The organism is Pandoraea sp. LA3, assembly GCF_022696215.1.
Classification (GTDB): Bacteria; Pseudomonadota; Gammaproteobacteria; order Burkholderiales; family Burkholderiaceae; genus Pandoraea; species Pandoraea capi.
Map to the genome: position 1 here is coordinate 138,995 of NZ_PTPY01000024.1, position 21,733 is coordinate 160,727.

Genomic DNA, 21,733 nt, shown 5'->3' on the forward strand with positions numbered 1-21,733 from the left:
GTTTGTCGGGCGCCCCATCCGTATTTTCAGGATGTATCCGATGCAACAAGCTCTCACGCTCAGCGAGCGACTGATTGCGGTGCTTGGCGCGCGCCTCGGCCTGCGCTTCTTCCGTCGCCGCGACATGCTCGAAACCCTCGACGCGCCCGCGCACGGGCACGAGGCACCGCCAGGTCTGCTCGACGCCGCGCGCGACACCGGGCCGGACCTGCTCGCGCGCCTGCGCACGACACGCGAGGGGCTGTCCGACGACGAAGCCGCCACGGTGCGCACGCACGTCGGCCCGAACGAAGTCGCGCATGAAAAGCCGCTGCCCTGGTGGCGTCATCTGTTCAACTGCTATCGCAACCCGTTCAACCTGCTGCTCACTGCACTGGCCGCTGTGTCTTATGCGACCGACGACACCGAGGGAACGATCATCATCGCGTCGATGGTGATCATTTCCACGGTGTTGCGATTTGTGCAGGAAGCGCGCTCGAACAAGGCGGCGGAAAAGCTCAAGGCCATGGTGAGTACCACGGCCACGGTGCTGCGCCGCGAAGCGCCGGGCGACGGCGTGACCGACACCGACAAGGTGCGACATATAGGCCGTATTGGCCGCATGGGCCGGGAGGTCGCGCTCGCCGAACTGGTGCCGGGCGACATCGTGCTGCTCGCCGCGGGCGACATGATCCCGGCAGACGTGCGCATTCTGGCCGCCAAAGACCTGTTCGTGTCGCAATCGGCGCTCACCGGCGAAGCCCTGCCCGTGGAGAAGTTCGTGCACGCCGCGCAGACCGGCGGCAGCAACCCGCTCGCGTACGACAACCTCGCTTTCATGGGGACGAACGTCGTGAGCGGCTCGGCCACCGCCGTCGTGGTGGCGACCGGCGCCCGCACGTTCTTCGGCTCGCTCGCGCAACGCGTGACGGCACAGCAGCCGACCGTCACCTCGTTCCAGCAAGGCGTGAACCGCGTGTCGTGGGTGCTCATCCGCTTCATGCTGGTCATGACCCCGATCGTGCTGCTCATCAACGGCTTCACGAAGCACGACTGGCTTGAAGCGTCGCTTTTCGCGCTGTCGGTGGCCGTCGGCCTCACGCCTGAAATGCTGCCGATGATCGTGACGGCCACGCTCGCCAAGGGCGCGGTGGTGCTCTCGCGCAAGAAGGTGATCGTCAAGCGGCTCGACGCGATCCAGAACTTCGGCGCGATGGACGTGCTCTGCACCGACAAGACCGGCACGCTCACGCAGGACAAGATCTGTCTGGAGCGTCACACCGACGTGTGGGGCAATGTCTCGGAGGACGTGCTCGAATACGCCTACCTCAACAGCTTCTATCAGACCGGCCTGAAGAACCTGCTCGACGTGGCGGTGCTCGATCATGCCGAGTTGCATCAACGGCTGGACGTGGTCAACCGCTACCGCAAGATCGACGAAATCCCGTTCGACTTTCAGCGTCGCCGCATGTCGGTGGTCGTGAGTGAAATCAGCGAGAGCGGCGATCACCACGAACTGATCTGCAAGGGCGCGGTGGAAGAGGTGATGTCGGTGTGCAGCCGCGTGCAGCATGGCGCGAACATCGAACCGCTCACGCCCGACGTGCTGGCGCGTCTGCGTCGCGTGACGGCGGACCTGAACGCCGAGGGGCTGCGTGTGGTGGCCGTGGCGTCGCGTCATCTGCCGCCGGTGCGCGACAGCTACGGCATCGCGGATGAGAGCGACCTCGTGCTCGTGGGCTACATCGCCTTCCTCGATCCGCCCAAGGAGTCGACAGCCCCGGCCCTCAAGGCGCTGGCCGCCTCGGGTGTTGGCGTCAAGGTGCTCACCGGCGACAACGATCTCGTGACCGCAAAGGTCTGCCGCGAAGTCGGATTGACGGTGACCGGCTGCGTGCTGGGCGATGACATCGAATCGATGAGCGACGCCGAACTCGCGCAGACGGTCGAGCGCGCCAACGTCTTCGCCAAGCTCACGCCTGCGCACAAGGAGCGGCTGGTGCGCATGTTGCGCACAAACGGTCATGTGGTCGGCTTCATGGGCGACGGCATCAACGACGCGCCCGCGTTGCGCGCGGCCGATATCGGTATTTCGGTCGACACGGCGGTGGATATCGCCAAGGAAGCCGCCGATCTGATCCTGCTCGAAAAGAGCCTGATGGTGCTGGAGCAGGGCGTGATCGAAGGGCGTCGCACGTTTGCCAACATGCTCAAGTACATCAAGATGACGGCCAGCTCGAACTTCGGCAACGTGTTCTCGGTGCTGATCGCGAGCGCTTTCCTGCCGTTCCTGCCGATGTTGCCGTTGCAGTTGCTCACGCAGAACCTGCTCTACGACCTGTCGCAGACGACGATTCCGTTCGACAACGTCGACAGCGAACAACTCACGCAGCCGCAGCGCTGGAATCCGGCGGATCTGTCGCGCTTCATGGTGTTCTTCGGCCCGATCAGCTCGATCTTCGACGTGCTGACGTTCGTCGCGATGTGGCACCTGTTCGGCGCGAACAGCGCGGCGCATCAGACGCTGTTCCAGTCCGGCTGGTTCGTCGAAGGGCTGCTCTCGCAGACGCTCATCGTGCACCTGATCCGCACGCGCCGTCTGCCGTTCATCCAGAGCCGTGCGGCGTGGCCGTTGCTGCTGATGACGGGCGCGGTGATGCTGATCGGCATCATGCTGCCGATGTCGCCGTTCGCCGAGACGTTCCGGATGCAGGCACTGCCGCTCGCCTACTTCCCGATGCTCGCCGCGATCCTGCTGGCGTACGCGGTGCTCACGCAGTTGATGAAGGGCATGTTCGCGCGCCGCTTCGGATGGCAGTGAGGAACCTGCTGTCGTAATCAACGGCAACGAAGCAAGACAGAAAAGCCAGCGGTGAATCCTTCTCCGCTGGCTTTTTTCATTGTGCCTGTGCCGGCGTCAGCCAGTGCCTCAATCGTCCACCCAGCGTCCGGACGGACGGTCGAAGTGCTGCGAACGAGGCGCGAAGACGTCGCGCGCGTCGTCGAGTTCCAGCGTGACGTCAAGGGCGCCGTCGTTGTCGCGCTTGGCGCTGTCGAGCGGATCGTTGCAGCACAGCCAGAGCGATACGTCCTTCGGCATGCCGTCTACGCGAAACGATTTGTGATTGCCGACGAGAAACGGTTCGCCGCTCTCGCCGAAGCGTCCGACCAACTGCCCCATGAGGGCGTCGCCGCCGTGGTACGGATATTCCTCGTCGCCGGAGACCTTGTGAAGATACGTCGCGCCGGAGTTCGGGGTCCGGCCGTTGGCGTCGCGGCGTCCGAACTTGCGGTCGTCGGTGCGCGTGCACCATTCGCCTTCGGCCCGCAGGATCACTTTCGGGGCGCCTTGTGCACCGACCTTGTATCCCGTGTCCTGCCAGCCGTCCTTGGCGTAAACCTTCAGGCGCTTGTTGATGCGATCTGTCGTCATGACACGCTCCATGGTTGACGGGGGGCCAAAGATGGATCGCCGCTCGGTATCCAGCCGATGCCAGACGCCGGATGTCGTTACGCGGCTTGCGTCGCACCGGGGAACGTCAGGGGAAGTCGGGCATTCCGGCGGCGCTACGTAGATTACGGTCAGTTCGAGTGTAGCCGCACTGTCGTGCGAGTCGAAGGATATGGACGGAGGTCGGCCTCCAAACGGTCGGGATGATCGTGAGGGTCCGAGCGTCGCCGGGGCGAGACGGCGATGCCGAGTTCGGCGTACAACTCGTCGAGCGCTTCGCGCGTGCCGACGAGCAGCGCCGTCGTTTGTCCGGTGATGTCGGTGATCACACTCACCAGTGTGTGTCCCTGGCACGTCTCGCGTGCTGCCACGAATTGCGTCGAGGTCAGCGCCGCGAGGGTGGCGAAGCGCTCGGCCTGCACCAGACCGTTGATCTGGAAGACCGGTTGCGCGGCCCCCGTGGCGCGATGCGCGAAGCGCACGTTCACGCCGTCGCTGCGCACGCCGAGCGCGGCAAACAGCTTGTCGCGCCCCTGCGGCCCGAGTGCACAGGGATCGCCATGTACCCATCGCGAGATCGTATTGCCCGTAATGCCGGTGGCATACGCCAGCCGTGCCAGCGTGGTGCCCGAGAGCTTGATCAGCAGACGGGCGACGGTGCGGTGACGCTGTTCGATGTCATCCATGACGAGTGTCCTGTCGTGAGAGCGGAGGAAGTCGTGTGGCGAGGGCGCAGGCGCGTGCACTCGACGTGGCGAATCAGAAGGCCATCGTCACTTCGAGTTGCGCGTCGATATCCTTGCGCAGCGCAGGGGAGCAGGGCATGAGCGGGCGGCGCACCGTCTCCGTACACAGGCCGAGCGAGGTGAGCGCCGCTTTGATCGCGACCGGATTCGGCTCGGAGAACAGACGCCGGATCAATGGTTTCATGCCGTTGAACAACTTGGTCGCGTGATCCATGTCGCCTTCGCGCACGTAGCGGATCAGCTTCAGATAAAGATCGGGACGGATATGGGCCGCAGCGGAGATGCACCCGACCGCACCCGCTTGCAGCGCGGGCAGGATCTGCATGTCGTCGCCGCACAGCACGCGCATGGTCACTTGCGACGGCAGGTGCGTGAGCGGATGCGCGTCGCATTCCTTGATCGCGGCGAAGGCTTCATGCGAGGCCAGTTCGCGAATCGTCTCCACGCCGAGCGTCACGCCCGTGCGTAGCGGCACGTTGTAGAGCACCAGCGGTTTGCGCGTTCCAGCGGCGAGCGTTCGGTAATGCCACAGAATGCCTTCCTGCGACGGACGCAGGTAATACGGCGGCGGCACCAGATAACCGGCGAGCGGCAGGTCGTCGAGATGGCGGATCTGACGCGCGGCGTTCGACGTATCGGAGGCCCCCACCCCCGCGAGCACCGGCGCATGGCCGTGAGCGAGGTGGCAGGCCGTCTCGGCGAGCCAGCGACGCTCGTCGTCATTGAGCAGGGTGCCTTCCCCGGTGGTGCCGGCCACGACCAGACCGTTCACGCCGGCAGCGAGGTAATAGTCGACCAGACGCGCGAAGGCGTTGTGATCGATCTGGGCGCCATTGGCGCCGGTCATTGGCGTGACGAGGGGAACCCACACGCCTTGGAAGATGGCTGTGTTCATAACCGGAAGATGCGGTATTTGACGAATGGCGCCGGCGCACTGCCCGACGCCGCTCGTTCTGACGATTCGGACGATTCGATGATCGGGTCTATGGCATCAGGCCGACGGACGCAGGCGCAGCGCCCCGAATTCCGCTTCGGGCAGCGACTGCATGACGACGTCCATCGCACGGGAGGCTTCGACGCGCGGCAGGGCAATCGACACGACGGCAGCCGTGTCGCGGCGGATCGGACGAATCGTCTCGACGCGCCAGGGCAGCGGCAGGCTCATCGCCAGCGTGACCGCGAGCGAGGAGACGGCGGCACGGCTGAGCGTGATGTCGAGTGTGGCGTCGAGGCGCGCACGCGGGTTGTATCGATTGCGTTGCCGCGCAGCAGAGAAGGCGTCGGTGGACGGTGCGGCGGCGGTGCTGGCCGGCGTAGAAGCGGCGATGGGGCTGGCCGTGGTGACCGAGGCGCGTGCAGCAGCGGGCGACGTCTGCGTTGCGCCGTAAGCGCGGAGCGTGTCGGCGGACGGGACCGAAGCGGGGGAAGCGGTATTCGCACCGGGAGGTTCGAGGCTGGCGCGTTGAGCGATAGCAGGCATGGCAACGTGTCGTTTAACGACTGAAGTGACAACGAGGCCAGTCTAGGGACGCCGGGGTAAAAAAGGCGTCAAGATTTCGACGCCTGTCTTTACGGTCCCGTCTCTATTCCCTTTATTGCTTTATCTCCCTCAACTCCCTCAACTCCCTCAACTCCCTCAACTCCCTCAACTCCCTCAACTCCCTCAACTCCCTCAACTCCCTCAACTCCCTCAACTCCCTCAACGCCGTCGCGCGATCACGCCTGCTTCGGATAGTCGGCGTCGTTGAACAGCACGCACGCGCCGTGCGGTGCCGCGCCGACGTTGTTGCGGAACAGACCGAACAGGTTACGCCACGGATCGAACGGCCGCTGCGGCACGGCCTCCGGCGTGCGGGCGGCGAGCGTGGCGTCGTCGACTTCGCAGTGCAGCGTGTTCGTCGCGCAGTCAATGGAGATGATGTCGCCATCCTGCACGCGGGCGAGCATGCCGCCCTGTTCGGCCTCGGGCGAGAGGTGAATCGCAGCAGGTACCTTGCCGGACGCCCCCGACATCCGCCCATCCGTGACGAGTGCCACATGATGCCCTTCGTCCTGCAACAGGCCGAGCATCGGCATGAGCTTGTGCAACTCGGGCATGCCGTTCGCGCGCGGCCCCTGAAAGCGAACCACGACGATGACGTCGCGCGTCAGTTCGCCTGCCTTGAACGCGGCCTGCGCCGACTCCTGATCGGAGAATACGCGTGCCGGGGCGCGCACCTTCTGATGCTCGGGTTTGACGGCGGAGGATTTGATGACCGCGCGTCCGAGATTGCCCGCGAGCATGCGCAGGCCGCCTTCCGGTGCGAACGGTCGCGACGCGGGGCGCACGATGTTTTCGTCGAGGCTTTCCGTCGGCGCTTCCTGCCAGGACAGCACGTCGTCGCGCAGGAAAGCCTCCTGCGTGTAGGCGCGCAGCCCGTGCCCCATGACGGTCGTCACATCGTTGTGCAGGAAACCGGCATCGAGCAGCTCGCGAATCAGGAAGCTCAGGCCGCCCGCTGCGTGGAACTGGTTCACATCCGCCTTGCCGCTCGGATAGACGTGGGCAAGCAACGGCGTGACGTCCGACAGTTCGGCGAAGTCCTGCCAGTCGAGCAGAATGCCGCCCGCATGCGCCATCGCCACGAGGTGCAGCGTGTGGTTCGTCGACCCGCCGGTGGCGAGCAACCCGACCACGCCGTTGATGAACGCGCGCTCATCCAGAATCTGCGACGTGTTGATGCCCGACTTCGCCAGGGCGATCGCGCGGGCGGTCGCAGCTTGCGTCAGCGCATGCCGTAGCGGCGTGTGCGGATTGACGAACGACGAGCCGGGCAGATGCAGGCCCATGAACTCCATGAGCATCTGATTACTGTTGGCCGTGCCGTAGAAGGTGCAGGTGCCTTCGGTGTGATACGCGGCGAGTTCCGAATCGAGCAGCGCGGCGCGCGTTACGCGTCCTGCCGCGTATTCCTGCCGGATGCGCGACTTCTCGTCGTTCGGCAAGCCCGACGGCATCGGCCCGGCGGGGCTGAACACGGCGGGCAGATGGCCGAACGCCTGCGCGGCGATCACCAGACCCGGCACGATCTTGTCACACACGCCGAGGAACATAGCGGCATCGAACATCTGGTGCGAGAGCGCGACGACCGACGCCATGGCGATCACGTCGCGCGAGAACAGCGACAGTTCCATGCCTGCATAGCCTTGCGTCACGCCGTCGCACATGGCCGGTACGCCGCCGGCCACCTGCGCGCTTGCGCCATGCGCGCGTGCGGCGGATTTGATGACATCGGGGAATTCGACGAAGGGCGCGTGCGCCGAGAGCATGTCGTTGTACGCGGTGACGATGCCGATGTTGGGCGTGCGTTCGGAGCGGATCTTGAGGCGGTCGTCGGCGGGTGCGGCGGCCAGCGCGTGGGCCAGATTGGCGCAACCGATCTTTTCTCGGCCGGGCTGACCTTCGGTGGCGCGCGCCACGCCGTCGAGATACGCCTGACGCGACGCCCGGCTACGCTCGATCAGGCGCTCGGTCACGCGTTTTACCACCGGATGCAGGGACACATTGTGCGAAGACTGGGTCATGGTGATTCCGGGACGGGGGACGGGGGACGGGGAACGGGACTATTCGATGTAGTCAAACCACGAGATTTTGTTGATTTGCAGTGTAGTTAAACTACAATGCAGTGTCAAAGTTGCGCTCTCCCAGTGACACGTGGACGTCTTGTCATGAACACGCCTTCACCCTATACCTTTGTGTTGTTCGGCGCTACCGGCGATTTGTCGCTGCGCAAAGTGCTGCCGTCGTTGTTCCGCGCCTTTCGTACCGGGCAGCTTGGGCCTGAGCAAGCGGGCGGCGCCGGTCTCGATACCGGTCGAATTCTCGCCATCGCGCGCAAGCCGATGGACGCGGCGGAATATCACGCGTGGTGCGAAGAACACGTACGCAAACACATCAAGCCGGATGTCTGGGACGAAGACGCGTGGCGGCGCTTTCTCGCCACCATCGACTACATGCCGCTCGATCTCGGCCGCGAAGCCGAATTCGGCGTGCTCGCCGACCGGCTGTCGAAGCGTCCCGGCGTGCGCATCTTCTATCTCGCGACGGGCCCGTCGCTGTTCATCCCCATCTGCGAAGGACTGCGCAGCGCCAAGCTCAACGAGAACAGCCGCATCGTGCTCGAAAAGCCGTTGGGGCACGATCTGGCCTCGTCGGAGGCGATCAACGACGCCGTCGGCGCGATCTTCCGCGAGGATCAGATCTACCGGATCGACCACTACCTCGGCAAAGAGGCGGTGCAGAACCTGCTGGCGCTGCGCTTCGGCAACGCGATCTTCGAGCCGCTGTGGCGGCGCGAGCTGATCGACAGCATTCAGATCACGATTGCCGAGGAGATCGGTGTCGAAGGGCGCGGCGAGTTCTACGAACAGACCGGCGCGCTGCGCGACATGGTGCAGAACCACTTGCTGCAACTGCTCGCCATCGTGGCCATGGAGCCGCCGCTATCGATGGATGCCGACGCCGTGCGCGATGAAAAGATGCGGGTGTTGCGTTCGCTGCGTCATCTGGACGACGAGAGCGTGGCGCGCAACGTCGTGCGCGGGCAGTACGGCGGTGGCGCGATCGGCAAGTCGGCGGTGCCGGCCTATGTCGACGAGCCGGGCGTGCCGTCCGACAGTCAGACGGAGACGTTCGTGGCGCTCAAGGCCGACATCGACAACTGGCGCTGGGCAGGCGTGCCGTTCTTCCTGCGCACTGGCAAGCGGCTCGGCGAGCGTGTAGCGGAGATCGTCGTGAACTATCGCGCGACGCCGTATCCGCTGCTTGGCGATGTGACCGCGCAGCCCGGTGTGAACCGTCTCGTGATTCGCCTGCAACCGAACGAATCGATCCGCCTCTACTGTCTGGCGAAGCAGCCGGGCGAGGGCATGAACCTGCAATCGGTGCACCTCGATCTGGCATTCGACCAGTTCTTCAAGGGACACCGGATGGATGCCTACGAGCGCTTGCTGCTCGATGTCATCAACGGCCGTCTCGCGCTCTTCGTGCGACGCGACGAGCAGGAGCAGGCGTGGCGCTGGGTGGCGCCGATTCAGGCGTACTGGTCGCGTCAGCACAAGGGACCGAAGCGATACGCCGCGGGTACCTGGGGGCCGCCCGCCGCGAGCGCGCTGCTCACGCAGTACGGCACGAGTTGGGTGGAAGAAGACAACTGATAACGTCCACCCCCAGGCAACGGAGGCAGACACGCATGATCCATTGGCGCACCTTTCCGACGCGCGATGCCCAGGCGCACGCCCTCGCGAACGCCGTCGTCGCGGGCATCGACGAAGCGCTGACGATTCGTCCGCGCGCGTTGCTCGCCGTGTCCGGCGGCACGAGCCCCCGGGCGTTTCTCTCGCAGCTTGCGCGCTTGCCGGTCGCGTGGCGCAACGTCGACATCACACTGGTCGACGATCGCTGGTTACCACCTGACCACGCCGACAGCAACGCGCGTCTGCTCTCCGAGACGTTACTGCCCGGCGCGACGGGCGCGCGCTGGCTGCCGCTCGTCGATACCGCGACGGCCGCCGCCTTGCAGGTGCGCACGCTCAACGACACGTGGACGCACGGCGTGCCGCAGGTCTGCGTGCTCGGCATGGGCGAGGACGGGCATACGGCATCGCTGTTTGCCGATGCCCCTCAATGGCACGACGCCATCACCACCCACGACAAGTTCGTTCTCGTGCAGCCGCAGCGCGCGCCGTATCAACGCGTGTCGTGGTCGCTCGCCGCGCTCGCCGCCTGCGATCGCCTAATCCTGCAAATTCAGGGGTACGCCAAGCGCGCCGTGCTCGAAGCCGCGCAGGCAGACGAACAGGACAACGCCATCTCCCGGCTGATCCACCGCGAAGGAGTCAAGATCGATGTCTTCTGGAGTGAGGAATAATCCGCCGCATCTGAGCGGCCCGCGCCTGCTGGCCGATATCGGCGGCACCAACGCCCGGTTCGCGCTGGAGATTGCGCCGGGCGATCTCGTCGAGATCCGCGATTACGCCTGCGACGACTACGCCGGCGTGCCGGAAGTCATCCGCGCCTATCTCGACGACGCCGATCACGCCGAACCGGTACAACACGCCGCCATCGCCATCGCCAATCCGATCGAAGGCGATGAGATCCGCATGACCAATCGCGACTGGCACTTCTCCATCGAAACAACGCGCCGCGCGCTGCGCTTCGAGACGTTGCTGGTCGTCAACGATTTCACGGCGCTGGCGATGGCGCTGCCCTACCTGACGGATGCGCAGAAGCATCCGGTCGGCGGTGGCGAACCGCGTCCGAACGGTGTGCTGGGGCTGCTGGGGCCGGGCACCGGTGTCGGCGTGTCGGGCCTGATTCCGGCCGGCGACCGGTGGATCGCGCTCGGCAGCGAAGGCGGTCACACCACGTTCGCGCCGGCGGACGAGCGCGAGATCGATGTCCTGCGCTATGCATGGAAGCACTTTCCGCATGTCTCGTTCGAGCGTCTCGTCGCTGGCCCCGGTATGGCACTCGTCTATCAGGCGCTGGCCGAGCGTGCGGGGCAACGTGTCGACTCGCTGGAGACGCCGGCCATCGTCAAACTCGCGCAGTCGGGCGACCAACTGGCGCGCGAGACCGTCGACTGTTTCTGCGCGATGCTCGGCACGCTCGCGGGCAACGTCGCGGTGTCGCTCGGCGCGGTCGGTGGCGTGTACCTCGGCGGAGGCGTGATTCCGAAGCTCGGCAAGTTGTTCGAGGATTCGCCGTTCCGTCAGCGTTTCGAAGCCAAGGGACGTTTCGAAGCCTATCTGAAGAAGATTCCGACGTACGTCATCACGGCCGATCATCCAGCGTTTCTCGGCACGTCCGCGATCCTTGCCGAGCAACTTGGCACACACGCGGCTGGTGCGGGCGCGCTGATCGACCGCCTGCACCGTCTGCGCGATCGTCTGAGTCCGGCGGAGCAGCGCGTGGCCGAACTGACGCTCAAACAGCCGCGTGCATTGCTCGCCGAGCCGGTTGCAGAGATCGCGCGTCTGGCGCGCGTGAGTCAGCCCACGGTCATTCGCTTCTGTCGCAAGCTGGGCTGTCAGGGACTCTCGGACTTCAAGCTCAAGCTCGCGAGCGCGCTGACGGGCACGTTGCCGGTGCGTCACGGGCAGGTGCACGTGGGCGACACGGCGGCAGAGTTCAGCGCCAAGGTGCTCGACAATACCGTGTCGTCGATTCTGCAAATGCGTGAGCATCTCGATGCCCGCACCGTGGAAGCGGCCGTGACGCTGCTCGACGGCGCGCGCCGTATCGAGTTCTACGGGCTGGGCAACTCGGGCGTGATCGCGCAGGACGCCCACTACAAGTTCTTCCGCTTTGGCAAACCGACCATTGCCTATGGGGACCCCTATCTGTTGCAAGCGTCGGCGGGGTTGCTCGGTGAGGGAGACGTGGTCGTGGCGATCTCGGCTTCGGGGCGCTCGGCGGATCTGAACCGCGCCGTCGATATCGCGCTCACGCGCGGTGCGAAGGTCATCGCGCTGACCGCTCGCAATTCACCGCTCGCGCGCAAGGCGACGCTGGTGTTGCCGAACGATCACGTCGAGACGATGGGGGCACACGTCACCATGATCGCGCGCATTCTGCATCTCGCCGCGATCGACGTGCTGGCCGTGGGCGTTGCCATTCGACGGGCGGGGCCGGGGGCGGAAACCGCCGGCGAGGGCGCGCTCGACTGGCTCGGTCACGGCAGCGGTCAGGATTCGGGAACGCCCGCCGCAGCGTGATGCCTTGCCGTGTGCATCGGCGGATCGTATCCGATCTCGCCGAATACCGTATTTAGGGACGGATCGCCGCGTTGGTCATGTTGGGAAAAACGGCGGCGACGCTGCGGACGCCGAATCTTCGCCGCCTTGATATCCCTAAACATGTTCAGCATAATGCGGCATATGAAAGTGACCGATTCCGCCCAACGTTTCGGCTTTCTCGTGGCAGACATCCAACGTCTGTTCGGGCGCCGCTTCGAGCAGTTTGCACAGCGCACGCTGCCGATGACACGTGCCCAATGTCGTTTGCTGGCCTATCTCTCCGTCAATCGCGGCGTGAGTCAGACAGTGCTCGCCGACATCCTCGAAACCCCGCCGCAGACGCTTGCCCGTACGCTGGAACGTATGGAGGAGGCGGGCTGGGTGCGTCGCCGTGCGGATGCGCGCGATCCGCGTATCGAACGTCTGTTCGTCACGCGTGCGGCCGTTGCACAGCTACAGATCGCCCGCAAGCTCTCCGACGACGTCCGCGACGAGGCGCTCCATGGCCTGACCGCCTTCGAAGCCGTGCAGCTCACGCAGTTGCTGCAAAAAGTGCGGCGCAATCTCAACAACGTCGTGCCCACGCCGCTCGACACGGTCGTGCCCGCGATGCTGCGTCGTGAACCGGCGGATGCCGTGGGTGCGGCAAGCATGAACGACGGTGCCCCCCCGACGCGGCTCGACGCTGCCGAATCGACCGACGACGGTTTGTCGGAATTCACCGACTTGCGGCCACAGTAGTCCGCGCCTAGCATGGGAAGTCTCCTTACCTAACCCGGAGACTGACATGACGAATCACGTGTACAAGCAGATCGAGCTTACCGGCTCGTCGACGAAATCCATCGAAGACGCGGTCAGCGGCGCCATCGAGCGCGCCAGCAAGACCCTGCGAAATCTGAACTGGTTCGAGATCACTGAAACGCGTGGCCATATCGAGAACGGCAAGGTCGCGCACTGGCAAGTCACGTTGAAGGTCGGGATGCGTCTGGAAGACTGAGCGTCCGTTGTCCCGGCCGGGAATTCGTGTGACATCCCGGCCGGGATGCCCGTGTGAAATCCTGTTCGGGATCGCCCCGGGCACTGCGTGATTTCCCGGCCTTCGGTCCTCCGACGTCCTTCTGCAATGTCCCCCGTCGTTCCTGCACTTTCCTGCGTTTTCGTCGCCCCGGAAAATGGGAATCGACGGACTTCAATAGCCCGCAGATGTCGTACAGTCGTGTCACAATAGGCGCATACTCCAGATCATGAAAAAGACAGAAGAGGTTTGCGCATGTCCGAACAAGAACCGGTCCATGCCACCCGATCGATCGCAGATCCGGTGGAAGCCGTCGCCTACCTGAAGACGATTTACGACGCCAACACGGCGTATCTTCGCGCCGCCTTCGAGCGCTTCTCCAAGCAGAAAGATCAGGCGCGTCGCGTGAGCGCGCATTACCCGTTCATCCGCATCACCACGGAAGACATCACCCAGCTCGACAAGCGCCTCTCCTATGGTTTCGTGTCGGGCCCGGGCAGCTATCAGACAACCGTCACCCGCCCCGATCTATTCGAGAACTACTACATCGAGCAGCTTCGGCGTCTTGCCCATAACCATGGCGTGGCGTTCGAAGTCGGTGTCTCCGACGAGCCGATTCCGGTGCACTTCGCCTATCAGGACGGCGTGTATCTCGAGGGCGATCTCGATCAGACGCACCTGCGCGCCATGCGCACGGTGTTCGACGTGCCCGATCTGGCGAAGATGGACGACAGCATCGTCAACGGCACGCGCGATCCGCTGCCCGGCGAGATTTTGCCGCTGGCGTTGTTCACGGCGCCGCGCGTCGATTACTCGCTGCATCGCCTGCGTCATTACACGGCCACCTCGCCCGAGAATTTCCAGAATTACGTGCTCTTCACCAACTACCAGTTCTATATCGACGAGTTCGTCGAACTGGGGCGCGAGTTGATGAGCGCCACTGACGATCCCGCGCTGCGCGAGTACCGCAGTCAGTACACGGCGTTCGTCGAGCCGGGCAACGTCACGCACTGGAATCAGAACCTCGACGCGCGAGCCGAGGAGGGCATGTCGCCGCCGCGTCTGCCGCAGATGCCGGCGTATCACCTGGTGCGTCCCGACAATACGGGCATCACGATGGTGAACATCGGCGTCGGGCCGTCGAACGCGAAGACCATCACCGATCACATCGCCGTGCTGCGCCCGCATGCGTGGGTGATGCTGGGACACTGCGCGGGGCTGCGCAATTCTCAGCGTCTGGGAGACTACTGCCTCGCGCATGGGTATGTGCGCGAGGACCACGTGCTCGACGACGACCTGCCGCTGTGGGTGCCCGTGCCGCCGCTGGCCGAGGTGCAGGTCGCGCTGGAGCGCGCGGTGGCCGACGTCACGCAACTGGACGACTTCGAACTCAAGCGTGTGATGCGCACGGGCACGGTGGTGACCGTCGATAACCGCAACTGGGAATTGCGCGATCACCGCGAGCCGGTACAGCGCATGAGCCAGAGCCGCGCGATTGCGCTCGATATGGAGAGCGCGACGATTGCCGCCAACGGGTTCCGTTTCCGTGTGCCGTACGGCACGTTGCTGTGCGTGAGCGACAAGCCGCTGCATGGCGAGCTGAAGTTGCCGGGCATGGCCGACCGGTTCTATCGCGAGCGCGTCGATCAGCATCTGAAGATCGGCGTCAAGGCGATGGAGCTGCTGCGCGACAACGGTCTGGACCGGCTGCACAGTCGCAAGCTGCGCAGTTTCAACGAAGTCGCGTTCCAGTAACGCGACCCGGCGGCCGCGATGTTTCGTCGACTGAAACTCGCCGCCGCGCCCCGCCTGCCCCGTATCACGGGGCGTTGCGGCCCGTGCGTGCACGCGGCCGACTCCGGTAGCACAATCCCCTCACACACCGGCTGCGCGCTGCGCACCGGTGTTTTCGTTTCTCGTCATCAAGGATCATCGTGGAGATAGTCAACCACGTCGTGCCTTGGGCAGCGCACGACACTCGCCTTCTGCTGTCCTGTCTCGTCGGCCTCGTGGCCATCATCGTTTTCATTAGCGCGCTGAAGCTCTCGCCGTTCCTGTCGATTCTCATCGGCACGTTCATCGCAGGGCTAGGCGCAGGCTTGCCGCTCGAAGCGGTGGCGAGTTCGTTCAGCAAAGGGGCGGGGAGCCTGCTCGGCGACGCCGGCATGATCATCGCGCTCGGGGCCATGCTAGGCGCGTTGATGGCCGACACCGGGGCGGCAGACCGGATCGTGACCGTGTTGCTCAAGTTCGCCAAAGGGTCGGCGTTGCCGTGGATGATGGCGCTCGTCGCGATGATCATCGGCCTGCCGCTCTTCTTCGAAGTGGGCCTCGTCATGATGGTGCCGATCATCTTCGTGATGGCGCGTCGTGCGAATACGCCGATTCTGCGTGTCGCGATCCCTGCGCTGGCGGGCATGACGACACTGCATGCGCTGGTGCCGCCGCACCCGGGACCGCTGATCGCCGTGTCGGCGCTGCATGCCGATCTGGGCATGACGATGGGCCTCGGTCTGCTGATCGCCATCCCGGCGGTGATTCTCGCCGGGCCGTTGTATGGCATGTGGCTCGCACCGCGTCTGCACGTGGAGGCGCCGCAGCAACTCGGCGATCTGTTCACCAAGCGCGACGACGACGTCGCCCCGCCGCCGTTCGCAGCGGCGCTGCTGGTGATTCTGATGCCGGTGGTGCTCATGCTGGGCCGCACGCTCGCCAAGGTGGCGCTCACGCCGGAAACCCCGGTGTTTGACGCGCTCAACTTCCTGGGCGAGCCGATCATCGCGCTGGCGCTCACGGTCGTCGTCGCGATCGTGGTGCTGGGATGGGGGCGTGGTTTGCCGCGCGCCCGCGTGGGCGAGACACTGCGCCGCGCGTTGCCGCCGATTGCCGGGCTGCTGCTCACCATCGGTGCAGGTGGCGGTCTGAAGCAGGCGCTGGTGACGGCAGGCATTGCCACGACCATCGGCAAGGTGGCCGTCGGCACGCACATGCCGCTGATTCTGCTGGCATGGCTGATCGCCGTGGCGCTGCGTCAGGCGACCGGTTCGGCGACGGTGGCTACCACGACCACGGCGGGCATCGTCGCGCCGTTGGTGATGCATCTGCCGCCGGTGCAGGGCTCGCTCATCGCCTTGGCGATCGGCGCGGGTTCGGTGTTCTTCTGCCACGTCAACGACGCGGGCTTCTGGATGGTGCGCGAGTACTTCGGCCTGAAGCTCAAGGAGACGCTGTGGGTCTGGTCCGTCTTGCAGACGATCGTGTCCGTCGTCGGTCTGGTGATGACGCTGTTGCTCTGGCAATTGCTGGTGTAACTTGCCTTGCCTGACGGCATGAAAAAAGCGCGCTGACCTTCCGGTCGCGCGCTTTTTTGTTGGTGGCAGTGACGGTCTGGTGGATCGTCTGCCCGATGCGCCGCAGTGTGCTCAGGAAAACACGCGTTTGGCGTGAATGCCGAGGCCCAGCGCCACGCTGGCGAGGCGGTCGCCGAAGACCGGCGTGGCCTTCGGGAAGGCGGCGCACATCGCGCCGGACAGGCAACGCAGGCCGGTCGAGCCGCCGGTGAAGTACAACGCATCCACGTCTTCAGGACGCAGCCCGGCGAGCGATGCCGTATGCACGGCGCCGGCCGTGATGCTCGCGATCTCGTCGCTGACCGCGTCGACCAGCGCCGTTTCCGAGAACGCGACACTCAGTTCACGCTCGATCACCGAAAGATCGATGCGGGTTTCGCCACCGGCGGACACGTCGATCTTGGCGTCTTCCGCGTGGCCCACGAGCGCGTGTCCAAGGCGTTGTTCGACGGTACGCATGAGGCGACGATGGTGCGCCGGATCTGCATAGAGATGGGCCGTGAGCGCCAACTCGCCGACACGCTTGGGCGTGTAGACGGTGTTGATCAGGTGCCACGTGGCCAAATCGAAGTAGATGCGGTTCGGCACTTCCTTGCCATCCGGGCCAAGTGCTTTGTAGCCGAGTTCGCGCAGGATCGTCGCCAGTTCGATACGGCGGTCGAAATCCGTTCCCGCGATGTGCACGCCGTGGTGCGCGAGCACGTCGTCCTTGCGATCCAGATGACGGGCACGCTCCGGGCCGACACGCACCAGCGAGAAGTCCGACGTACCGCCGCCGATGTCGATCACGAGCACTTGCTGCTCTTGCGTGAGACGCGACTCGTAATCGAAGGCGGCCGCGATCGGCTCGAACTGGAACTGAACGTCCTTGAAGCCCACGTCGCGCGCGCTTTGCTCAAGCGAGCGTTGTGCGGCGGCATCGGCCTTGGGGTCATCGTCGACGAAGAACACCGGGCGTCCCATGACCACATGACGCAGTTCGCCGCCGTCGGCCTTGAGGGCGTGCGTGCGCAGATGACGCAGGAACGTGGCGATTATGTCGATGTAGCGCATCGCCGAACCGTTACCGAGGTCGGTGGTGCTTTCGATCAGGGAGGAGCCGAGCAGGCTTTTGAGCGAGCGCATGAGGCGCCCGTCGTAACCATCGATATAGTCGGAGACGGCTTGACGGCCGAACGACGCCCGGCCGCCTTCGTCGGCGTTGAAGAACACGGCCGTGGGCAGTGTGCCGTAGCCGGCTTCCAGTTCGACCAGACGCATGGCGCCGCCGCTTTGCACGGCGACGGCAGAATTCGAAGTGCCGAAATCGATGGCGCAGAAACTCATGGCATTTGCGGCCCGCGCGGGCGAGCCGTAAAAGGTCGGCAGTGTAGCACGGCCGGACGGTCGGCCGGATGAATGCGCTCAGACCGACGATTTCGCATCGGGCTGGGCCGAGGGCAGCGTGCGCAGGCTGCTGACGACGGCGGCGACGGCCGCGAAGGCTGCGGCCACATACAGCGAGGCCCGTGTGCCGTAGCCCTGCGGCGCCACGCTAAACACCAGTGCGACGAGTGCAGCGCCCGTCGTCTGTCCGGTCAGACGTGCAGTGCCGAGCATGCCGCTCGCGCCACCGGTGCGATGTTTCGGCGCGGACATGAGCATCGCGTAGTTGTTCGGCGACTGGAACAGACCGAAGCCGAAGCCGCACAACGCCATACGCCAGACGATATCGAGCGAGGTCGGTTGTGCAGGCAGCAAGCCGAGCGCGAGCAGCCCCAGCGCGAACGCGGCAAGCCCGATCGCGCCGAGCAGGCCCGGTTTGTAGTGTTCGAGCAGACGTCCGGCCAAGGGAGCGACGACCACGATGGTGAGCGGCCACGCCGTCATCAGCAGGCCGGTCTGCACGTGATCGAAGCCGAGCGTGTCCTGAAGGAAGAACGGCAGCGAGACGAAGGCGAGCATCTGCGCGCAGAACGAGGCCATCGACGTACAGATCGAGAGCCCGAAAATCGGAATGCGCAGCAGATCGACGGGCAGCAACGGCACGGGTTGGCTGCGCTGGCGTCGCACGAACACCGTGCCGATGACCACGGCGGCTACGAGTTCGACCGCCACGAGCCAGCGTTCCTGTCCGTGACCGAAGGAATCGATCCCGGAGATGAGCAGCCCGAACGTCAGTGCGCTCAGCAGGGCGCCCGTCCAGTCGAACGGATGCGAGGCGCGCGCGCTGTCGGGCAGCGAACGCACGGCGATGACGAACGCGACGATGCCCAGCGGGACATTGATCGCGAAAAGCCACGGCCAGTGGGCGATGGACAGGACACCGGCGGCGATCGTTGGCCCGGCGGCGGACGAGAACGCCACGATCAGCGAGTTGAGCGCGACGCCGCGTCCGAGCCAGCGTGACGGATAGATGGCCTTCACGAGCGCGGTGTTCACGCTCATGATCCCGGCGGCGCCGAAGCCTTGTGCCACGCGCGCCAGCGTCAGGGTGACGAGCGAATCCGACAGTGCGCAGGCCAGCGAGGCGACGGTGAACAGCGCGAGGCCCACGGTGTACACGCGCCGGTAGCTCACGATTTCGCCCAGCGCGGCGAGCGGCAGCAGGGAGATGGTGATCGCGAGTTGGTACGCGTTGACGATCCAGATCGACGTGGCGGGACTGGCGTTCAGGTCACGTGCGATGGTCGGCAGCGCAACGTTGGCGATGGCGCTGTCGAGGACCGAAAGCGAGATCGCGAGCATGACGGTCGCAACGGCCCAGAGCCGTGCGGGCATCGGCATGCCGTCGGTAAGTGTGTCGGACATGAGTGCGGCGCAGGAGACGGTCGCGCATTCGTCGCGCGTCGGAATGGCGCGATGACGATGGGCGAGGGGGAAAGCGCCATCCTGCCCGAATTCCCGGAAGCGCGATTCGGCCGTCTGCAAAGCCTTGTGTTTACAAGGTTTCCGAATTTGAAGATTTGTTTTATCTAATGGAATTTAAGTTTCATCAAATAAAACACATGAAATTTGAGCTGGCGATGCCGTTCCGACGTGTCAGCCGCTACGCGGAAAACCTCGCGATACGCGCATTCGCCAGCGAATGGTAAGCCGAACCATCGGCGACGGTGGCCAGATCGACCCCGCTCTCCAGAATCGCCTGCACGCCGACAGCCGCGATCGTGCTGGCGGGGGAGCGTCCCGGGCACCCGTGGGCACCGAGTCCAAAGGTCCAGGCGACGTCGTCGGACGCCGGGCCTGACGGCGCGGATGCCAGCACGACGAGAATGACGTCTCCCATGGAGAGCTTGTGCCCGCTGATGACTGCGGACGCATGCAGGAACCGGCGCGTGTTCTGCACGGGCGGATCGAAACGGATGACGTCGCCCACGATCTGGATAGCGTGGGTCAGGTCGGGGGAGCCGGGACTGGCCGAGCTGCCTGTCGACGCATCGGCTGCTGCGCCCGTCGTGCCCGTCGGCGCAGTGCGGGCAAGCCGTCGAATGCTATTGGCGACGAGTCCGGCGCAGGCGTCGTGCGTCTGCGTGAACAGACCGACAAGGTTCGCGTTCAACACGCCGAAGTCGATGCCGTCATCGCGCGCGGCGCTGCGGGCGGTGTCGCGCAGCCATGAACCGGGCGCAGCGTCGTTGTCGAGCCAACGCGTGGCGCGTTGGCGAAGTGCCGTGGCGGCATGGTGACCGAGCGCCAGCACGTTGGCGTTCGGCGAGGGTTTGCCGGATTCGGCCATCGCGGCAACCAGTCGATGGACGTCGTCGTAAACCTCGGTCCACTGCGCGGCGGGGACACCGAGCCACGCGGCGAGTCCGTAGACCGGCTGCCGGAAGACGAAGTCGTCGAGACGCGCGGCGGGCGCTTCTCCCTGAGCAAGGTAGGCATCGGCACAGGCGGCCTGTGCGGCGTCGTGCAGTCGGGCGAGCGCGTCCCGGTCGGTGCGTAGCGCAGTGAGCCGCGTGGCCAGCCACGGCTTCATCGCGCCATGGGCGGCGCCGTCGTTCATGCGCACGAGCGCACCGAACCAGTCTCCGGCGGGACCGTCTGCCAACGCCGGCGGGATCACCTTACCGGCGGGACGCACCCCGCAAGCCGGATGCCGCAGCACTTCAGCGAGCGCTTCGGGACCAGCCGCCACCCACATCCCGAGCGATGCGTCGAAACCGAACGGACGTCGCGCGGCCAGCGTCGCGTAGTAAGGATACGGGTCGGGATGGACGACGGCGTCGATGGGGTGGGCGGGAAGACCGGTTGAGAATTCGATGGACAGATTTGAGAGCGATGGCGACATGACGCGACTCCGGCGTAAGCAGCGATGGCAACGACATAAGACAATTTTCATGCCAAAACGGTGCGCCACGATTCACGGTGGCATGAAGTATCGGTGCACTCGCACTCGTCAAATGCCTGGGCTGGTGAGCGCACCGTTACCAATGGTGCGACGTATGAGGACAACCATCTGGCCTACGACGCGCTGGGTCGACTGCGCGATGTGGCCGATGGTCGCGTGCATATCAGCATCGATTACGATGCGGTCGGCAACCGTACACACGTCACGTCTCATGTGATCAATGCCATGGATCAGAGCCAGGACGAAGATCGCTGGTTCAAGTACGACGCGATGAATCGTCAGACGGTGGTGGACGGTATCAATGCCAATGGGGATATTGGCGTCGGCTAGGGCCACCGCATCAGCTACGACAAAAACGGTAACCGGATCAGCGACACGTACTACGGCACGCGCGTGCAGTCGGATCGCGTGTTCGATCACACGGAATGGACGTCGGTGTGGGGCGTGGTGGGTACCGATGAGGCCGGCAATCCGGAGTATGGATACATTGCACAGCCGTCCGCCGCCTATCGCACGCAGTACACGGCGGTGAACGGTCTGACGACGGAAGCGTACGACTACGACAGCAACAATCGTTTGTCGCACGTGTCGCGCGACGGTGTGTTGCTGGATACGCGTTACTACGACGGTGCGAACCGAGTGGTGCAGACGGGACCGGCGGGTGCGCTACCGCAGGAGTACGTCAACGCGCTGAACGGTGCCGCGGGCGGAAATGGCAGCGAGACGCGCCAGAGCACGTATGACCAGAACGGTCGTCTGCTGCATCAGAAGGTGACGAAGTCGGACGGTGCGGCGAAATACGAGGTCAACTACTCGCAGTTTGACGGGGCGGGCAACGTGTTGAGTTATTCGATGACGAATTGACCTGACGGATTTTTTCGTACCACCGGTGTCTAGAGATTCACGGCCCCAGTGGTTGAACTACATTCGCTATCCCGACGAAATTCGGCCGGGGTTTGGTACTGCAAACTCGAATGCGGGCGCACTTCGTTGTAGTGAGTGCGCCAGTCTTCGATCACGATCTTCGCTTCAATTCGGTTGCGAAACCACTCCATCGCCAAACATTCATCACGGAATTTTCCG

19 protein-coding genes are annotated in these 21,733 nt (G+C 64.7%); 10 read left to right on the forward strand and 9 right to left on the reverse strand.

The features are described from left to right. Positions 1-40: 40 nt before the first annotated feature. The gene (gene mgtA / locus C5N93_RS06105) at positions 41-2,800 is read left to right on the forward strand and encodes a magnesium-translocating P-type ATPase (protein ID WP_242558631.1); all 2,760 of its coding nucleotides are present in this window, start codon (positions 41-43) and stop codon (positions 2,798-2,800) included. A gap of 108 nt (positions 2,801-2,908) precedes the next feature. On the opposite strand, the gene C5N93_RS06110 is transcribed toward mgtA, so the two are convergent. From C5N93_RS06110 to edd, 5 genes are all read right to left on the reverse strand, one after another. Next, a complete protein-coding gene (locus tag C5N93_RS06110; RefSeq protein ID WP_242558632.1) occupies positions 2,909-3,412 on the reverse strand; it encodes a hypothetical protein in 504 nt (167 codons plus the stop codon). A 149-nt stretch (positions 3,413-3,561) separates the two neighbouring features. Continuing rightward, entirely contained in the window at positions 3,562-4,116 is a 555-nt protein-coding gene (locus tag C5N93_RS06115) for a hypothetical protein (RefSeq protein ID WP_069340639.1), read from the reverse strand. A 73-nt stretch (positions 4,117-4,189) separates the two neighbouring features. Continuing rightward, positions 4,190-5,071, reverse strand: a complete 882-nt coding sequence (dapA, locus tag C5N93_RS06120) for a 4-hydroxy-tetrahydrodipicolinate synthase (RefSeq protein ID WP_242558633.1) — start codon at positions 5,069-5,071, stop codon at positions 4,190-4,192. Positions 5,072-5,167: 96 nt separating this feature from the next. Continuing rightward, on the reverse strand, positions 5,168-5,656 hold the full coding sequence (locus tag C5N93_RS06125; protein ID WP_242558634.1) for a hypothetical protein: 489 nt from the start codon (positions 5,654-5,656) through the stop codon (positions 5,168-5,170). Between the two features lie 236 nt (positions 5,657-5,892). Beyond that, entirely contained in the window at positions 5,893-7,740 is a 1,848-nt protein-coding gene (edd, locus tag C5N93_RS06130) for a phosphogluconate dehydratase (RefSeq protein ID WP_242558635.1), read from the reverse strand. Between the two features lie 144 nt (positions 7,741-7,884). Between edd and zwf the strand changes: the two genes are divergently transcribed. The 7 genes from zwf to C5N93_RS06165 all read left to right on the forward strand — a co-directional run bounded on the left by zwf (position 7,885) and on the right by C5N93_RS06165 (position 16,281). Then, a complete protein-coding gene (gene zwf / locus C5N93_RS06135; protein ID WP_242558636.1) occupies positions 7,885-9,372 on the forward strand; it encodes a glucose-6-phosphate dehydrogenase in 1,488 nt (495 codons plus the stop codon). A 35-nt stretch (positions 9,373-9,407) separates the two neighbouring features. Next, complete coding sequence (pgl, locus tag C5N93_RS06140; protein WP_242558637.1) at positions 9,408-10,085, forward strand: 6-phosphogluconolactonase; 678 nt, start codon at positions 9,408-9,410, stop codon at positions 10,083-10,085. Beyond that, complete coding sequence (locus tag C5N93_RS06145; protein WP_242558638.1) at positions 10,063-11,934, forward strand: bifunctional transcriptional regulator/glucokinase; 1,872 nt, start codon at positions 10,063-10,065, stop codon at positions 11,932-11,934. Before pgl ends, C5N93_RS06145 begins: the two co-directional genes overlap by 23 nt. A gap of 162 nt (positions 11,935-12,096) precedes the next feature. Continuing rightward, positions 12,097-12,696, forward strand: coding sequence for a MarR family winged helix-turn-helix transcriptional regulator (locus tag C5N93_RS06150; RefSeq protein WP_242558639.1), 600 nt, complete (start codon positions 12,097-12,099; stop codon positions 12,694-12,696). A gap of 46 nt (positions 12,697-12,742) precedes the next feature. Beyond that, entirely contained in the window at positions 12,743-12,952 is a 210-nt protein-coding gene (locus C5N93_RS06155; protein WP_150722601.1) for a dodecin, read from the forward strand. 273 nt (positions 12,953-13,225) lie between these two features. Further along, positions 13,226-14,725: an AMP nucleosidase gene (locus C5N93_RS06160; protein ID WP_069340646.1), complete on the forward strand. Its 1,500-nt coding sequence runs from the start codon at positions 13,226-13,228 to the stop codon at positions 14,723-14,725. A 179-nt stretch (positions 14,726-14,904) separates the two neighbouring features. Further along, entirely contained in the window at positions 14,905-16,281 is a 1,377-nt protein-coding gene (locus C5N93_RS06165) for a gluconate:H+ symporter (protein ID WP_083253593.1), read from the forward strand. Positions 16,282-16,392: 111 nt separating this feature from the next. On the opposite strand, the gene C5N93_RS06170 is transcribed toward C5N93_RS06165, so the two are convergent. From C5N93_RS06170 to C5N93_RS06180, 3 genes are all read right to left on the reverse strand, one after another. Next, positions 16,393-17,646, reverse strand: a complete 1,254-nt coding sequence (locus tag C5N93_RS06170) for an Hsp70 family protein (protein ID WP_242558640.1) — start codon at positions 17,644-17,646, stop codon at positions 16,393-16,395. 78 nt (positions 17,647-17,724) lie between these two features. Continuing rightward, positions 17,725-19,110 carry an MFS transporter gene (locus C5N93_RS06175; protein ID WP_242558641.1) on the reverse strand — a complete coding sequence of 462 codons (1,386 nt, stop codon included), beginning with the start codon at positions 19,108-19,110 and terminating at the stop codon, positions 17,725-17,727. A gap of 238 nt (positions 19,111-19,348) precedes the next feature. Then, positions 19,349-20,590: a cytochrome P450 gene (locus C5N93_RS06180; protein WP_242558642.1), complete on the reverse strand. Its 1,242-nt coding sequence runs from the start codon at positions 20,588-20,590 to the stop codon at positions 19,349-19,351. Positions 20,591-20,683: 93 nt separating this feature from the next. Here C5N93_RS06180 and C5N93_RS06185 point away from each other — a divergent pair, with 93 nt between their 5' ends. Both C5N93_RS06185 and C5N93_RS06190 read left to right on the forward strand, forming a co-directional pair. Beyond that, positions 20,684-20,980 carry a hypothetical protein gene (locus tag C5N93_RS06185; protein ID WP_242558643.1) on the forward strand — a complete coding sequence of 99 codons (297 nt, stop codon included), beginning with the start codon at positions 20,684-20,686 and terminating at the stop codon, positions 20,978-20,980. Between the two features lie 63 nt (positions 20,981-21,043). Continuing rightward, positions 21,044-21,514, forward strand: a complete 471-nt coding sequence (locus C5N93_RS06190; protein ID WP_242558644.1) for a hypothetical protein — start codon at positions 21,044-21,046, stop codon at positions 21,512-21,514. Positions 21,515-21,543: 29 nt separating this feature from the next. Here C5N93_RS06190 and C5N93_RS06195 read toward each other — a convergent pair. Further along, positions 21,544-21,733, reverse strand: a 190-nt coding sequence (locus C5N93_RS06195) for a transposase (protein WP_242558645.1), incomplete at its 5' end; no start/stop codon positions are given.

Excerpts from the sequence above, each read along its gene's own strand:
- mgtA (WP_242558631.1), top strand. The coding sequence starts at position 41 with ATGCAACAAGCTCTCACGCTCAGCGAGCGACTGATTGCGGTGCTTGGC.
- C5N93_RS06110 (WP_242558632.1), bottom strand. The coding sequence starts at position 3,412 with ATGACGACAGATCGCATCAACAAGCGCCTGAAGGTTTACGCCAAGGAC.
- C5N93_RS06115 (WP_069340639.1), bottom strand. The coding sequence starts at position 4,116 with ATGGATGACATCGAACAGCGTCACCGCACCGTCGCCCGTCTGCTGATC.
- dapA (WP_242558633.1), bottom strand. The coding sequence starts at position 5,071 with ATGAACACAGCCATCTTCCAAGGCGTGTGGGTTCCCCTCGTCACGCCA.
- C5N93_RS06125 (WP_242558634.1), bottom strand. The coding sequence starts at position 5,656 with ATGCCTGCTATCGCTCAACGCGCCAGCCTCGAACCTCCCGGTGCGAAT.
- edd (WP_242558635.1), bottom strand. The coding sequence starts at position 7,740 with ATGACCCAGTCTTCGCACAATGTGTCCCTGCATCCGGTGGTAAAACGC.
- zwf (WP_242558636.1), top strand. The coding sequence starts at position 7,885 with ATGAACACGCCTTCACCCTATACCTTTGTGTTGTTCGGCGCTACCGGC.
- pgl (WP_242558637.1), top strand. The coding sequence starts at position 9,408 with ATGATCCATTGGCGCACCTTTCCGACGCGCGATGCCCAGGCGCACGCC.
- C5N93_RS06145 (WP_242558638.1), top strand. The coding sequence starts at position 10,063 with ATGTCTTCTGGAGTGAGGAATAATCCGCCGCATCTGAGCGGCCCGCGC.
- C5N93_RS06150 (WP_242558639.1), top strand. The coding sequence starts at position 12,097 with ATGAAAGTGACCGATTCCGCCCAACGTTTCGGCTTTCTCGTGGCAGAC.
- C5N93_RS06155 (WP_150722601.1), top strand. The coding sequence starts at position 12,743 with ATGACGAATCACGTGTACAAGCAGATCGAGCTTACCGGCTCGTCGACG.
- C5N93_RS06160 (WP_069340646.1), top strand. The coding sequence starts at position 13,226 with ATGTCCGAACAAGAACCGGTCCATGCCACCCGATCGATCGCAGATCCG.
- C5N93_RS06170 (WP_242558640.1), bottom strand. The coding sequence starts at position 17,646 with ATGAGTTTCTGCGCCATCGATTTCGGCACTTCGAATTCTGCCGTCGCC.
- C5N93_RS06175 (WP_242558641.1), bottom strand. The coding sequence starts at position 19,110 with ATGTCCGACACACTTACCGACGGCATGCCGATGCCCGCACGGCTCTGG.
- C5N93_RS06180 (WP_242558642.1), bottom strand. The coding sequence starts at position 20,590 with ATGTCGCCATCGCTCTCAAATCTGTCCATCGAATTCTCAACCGGTCTT.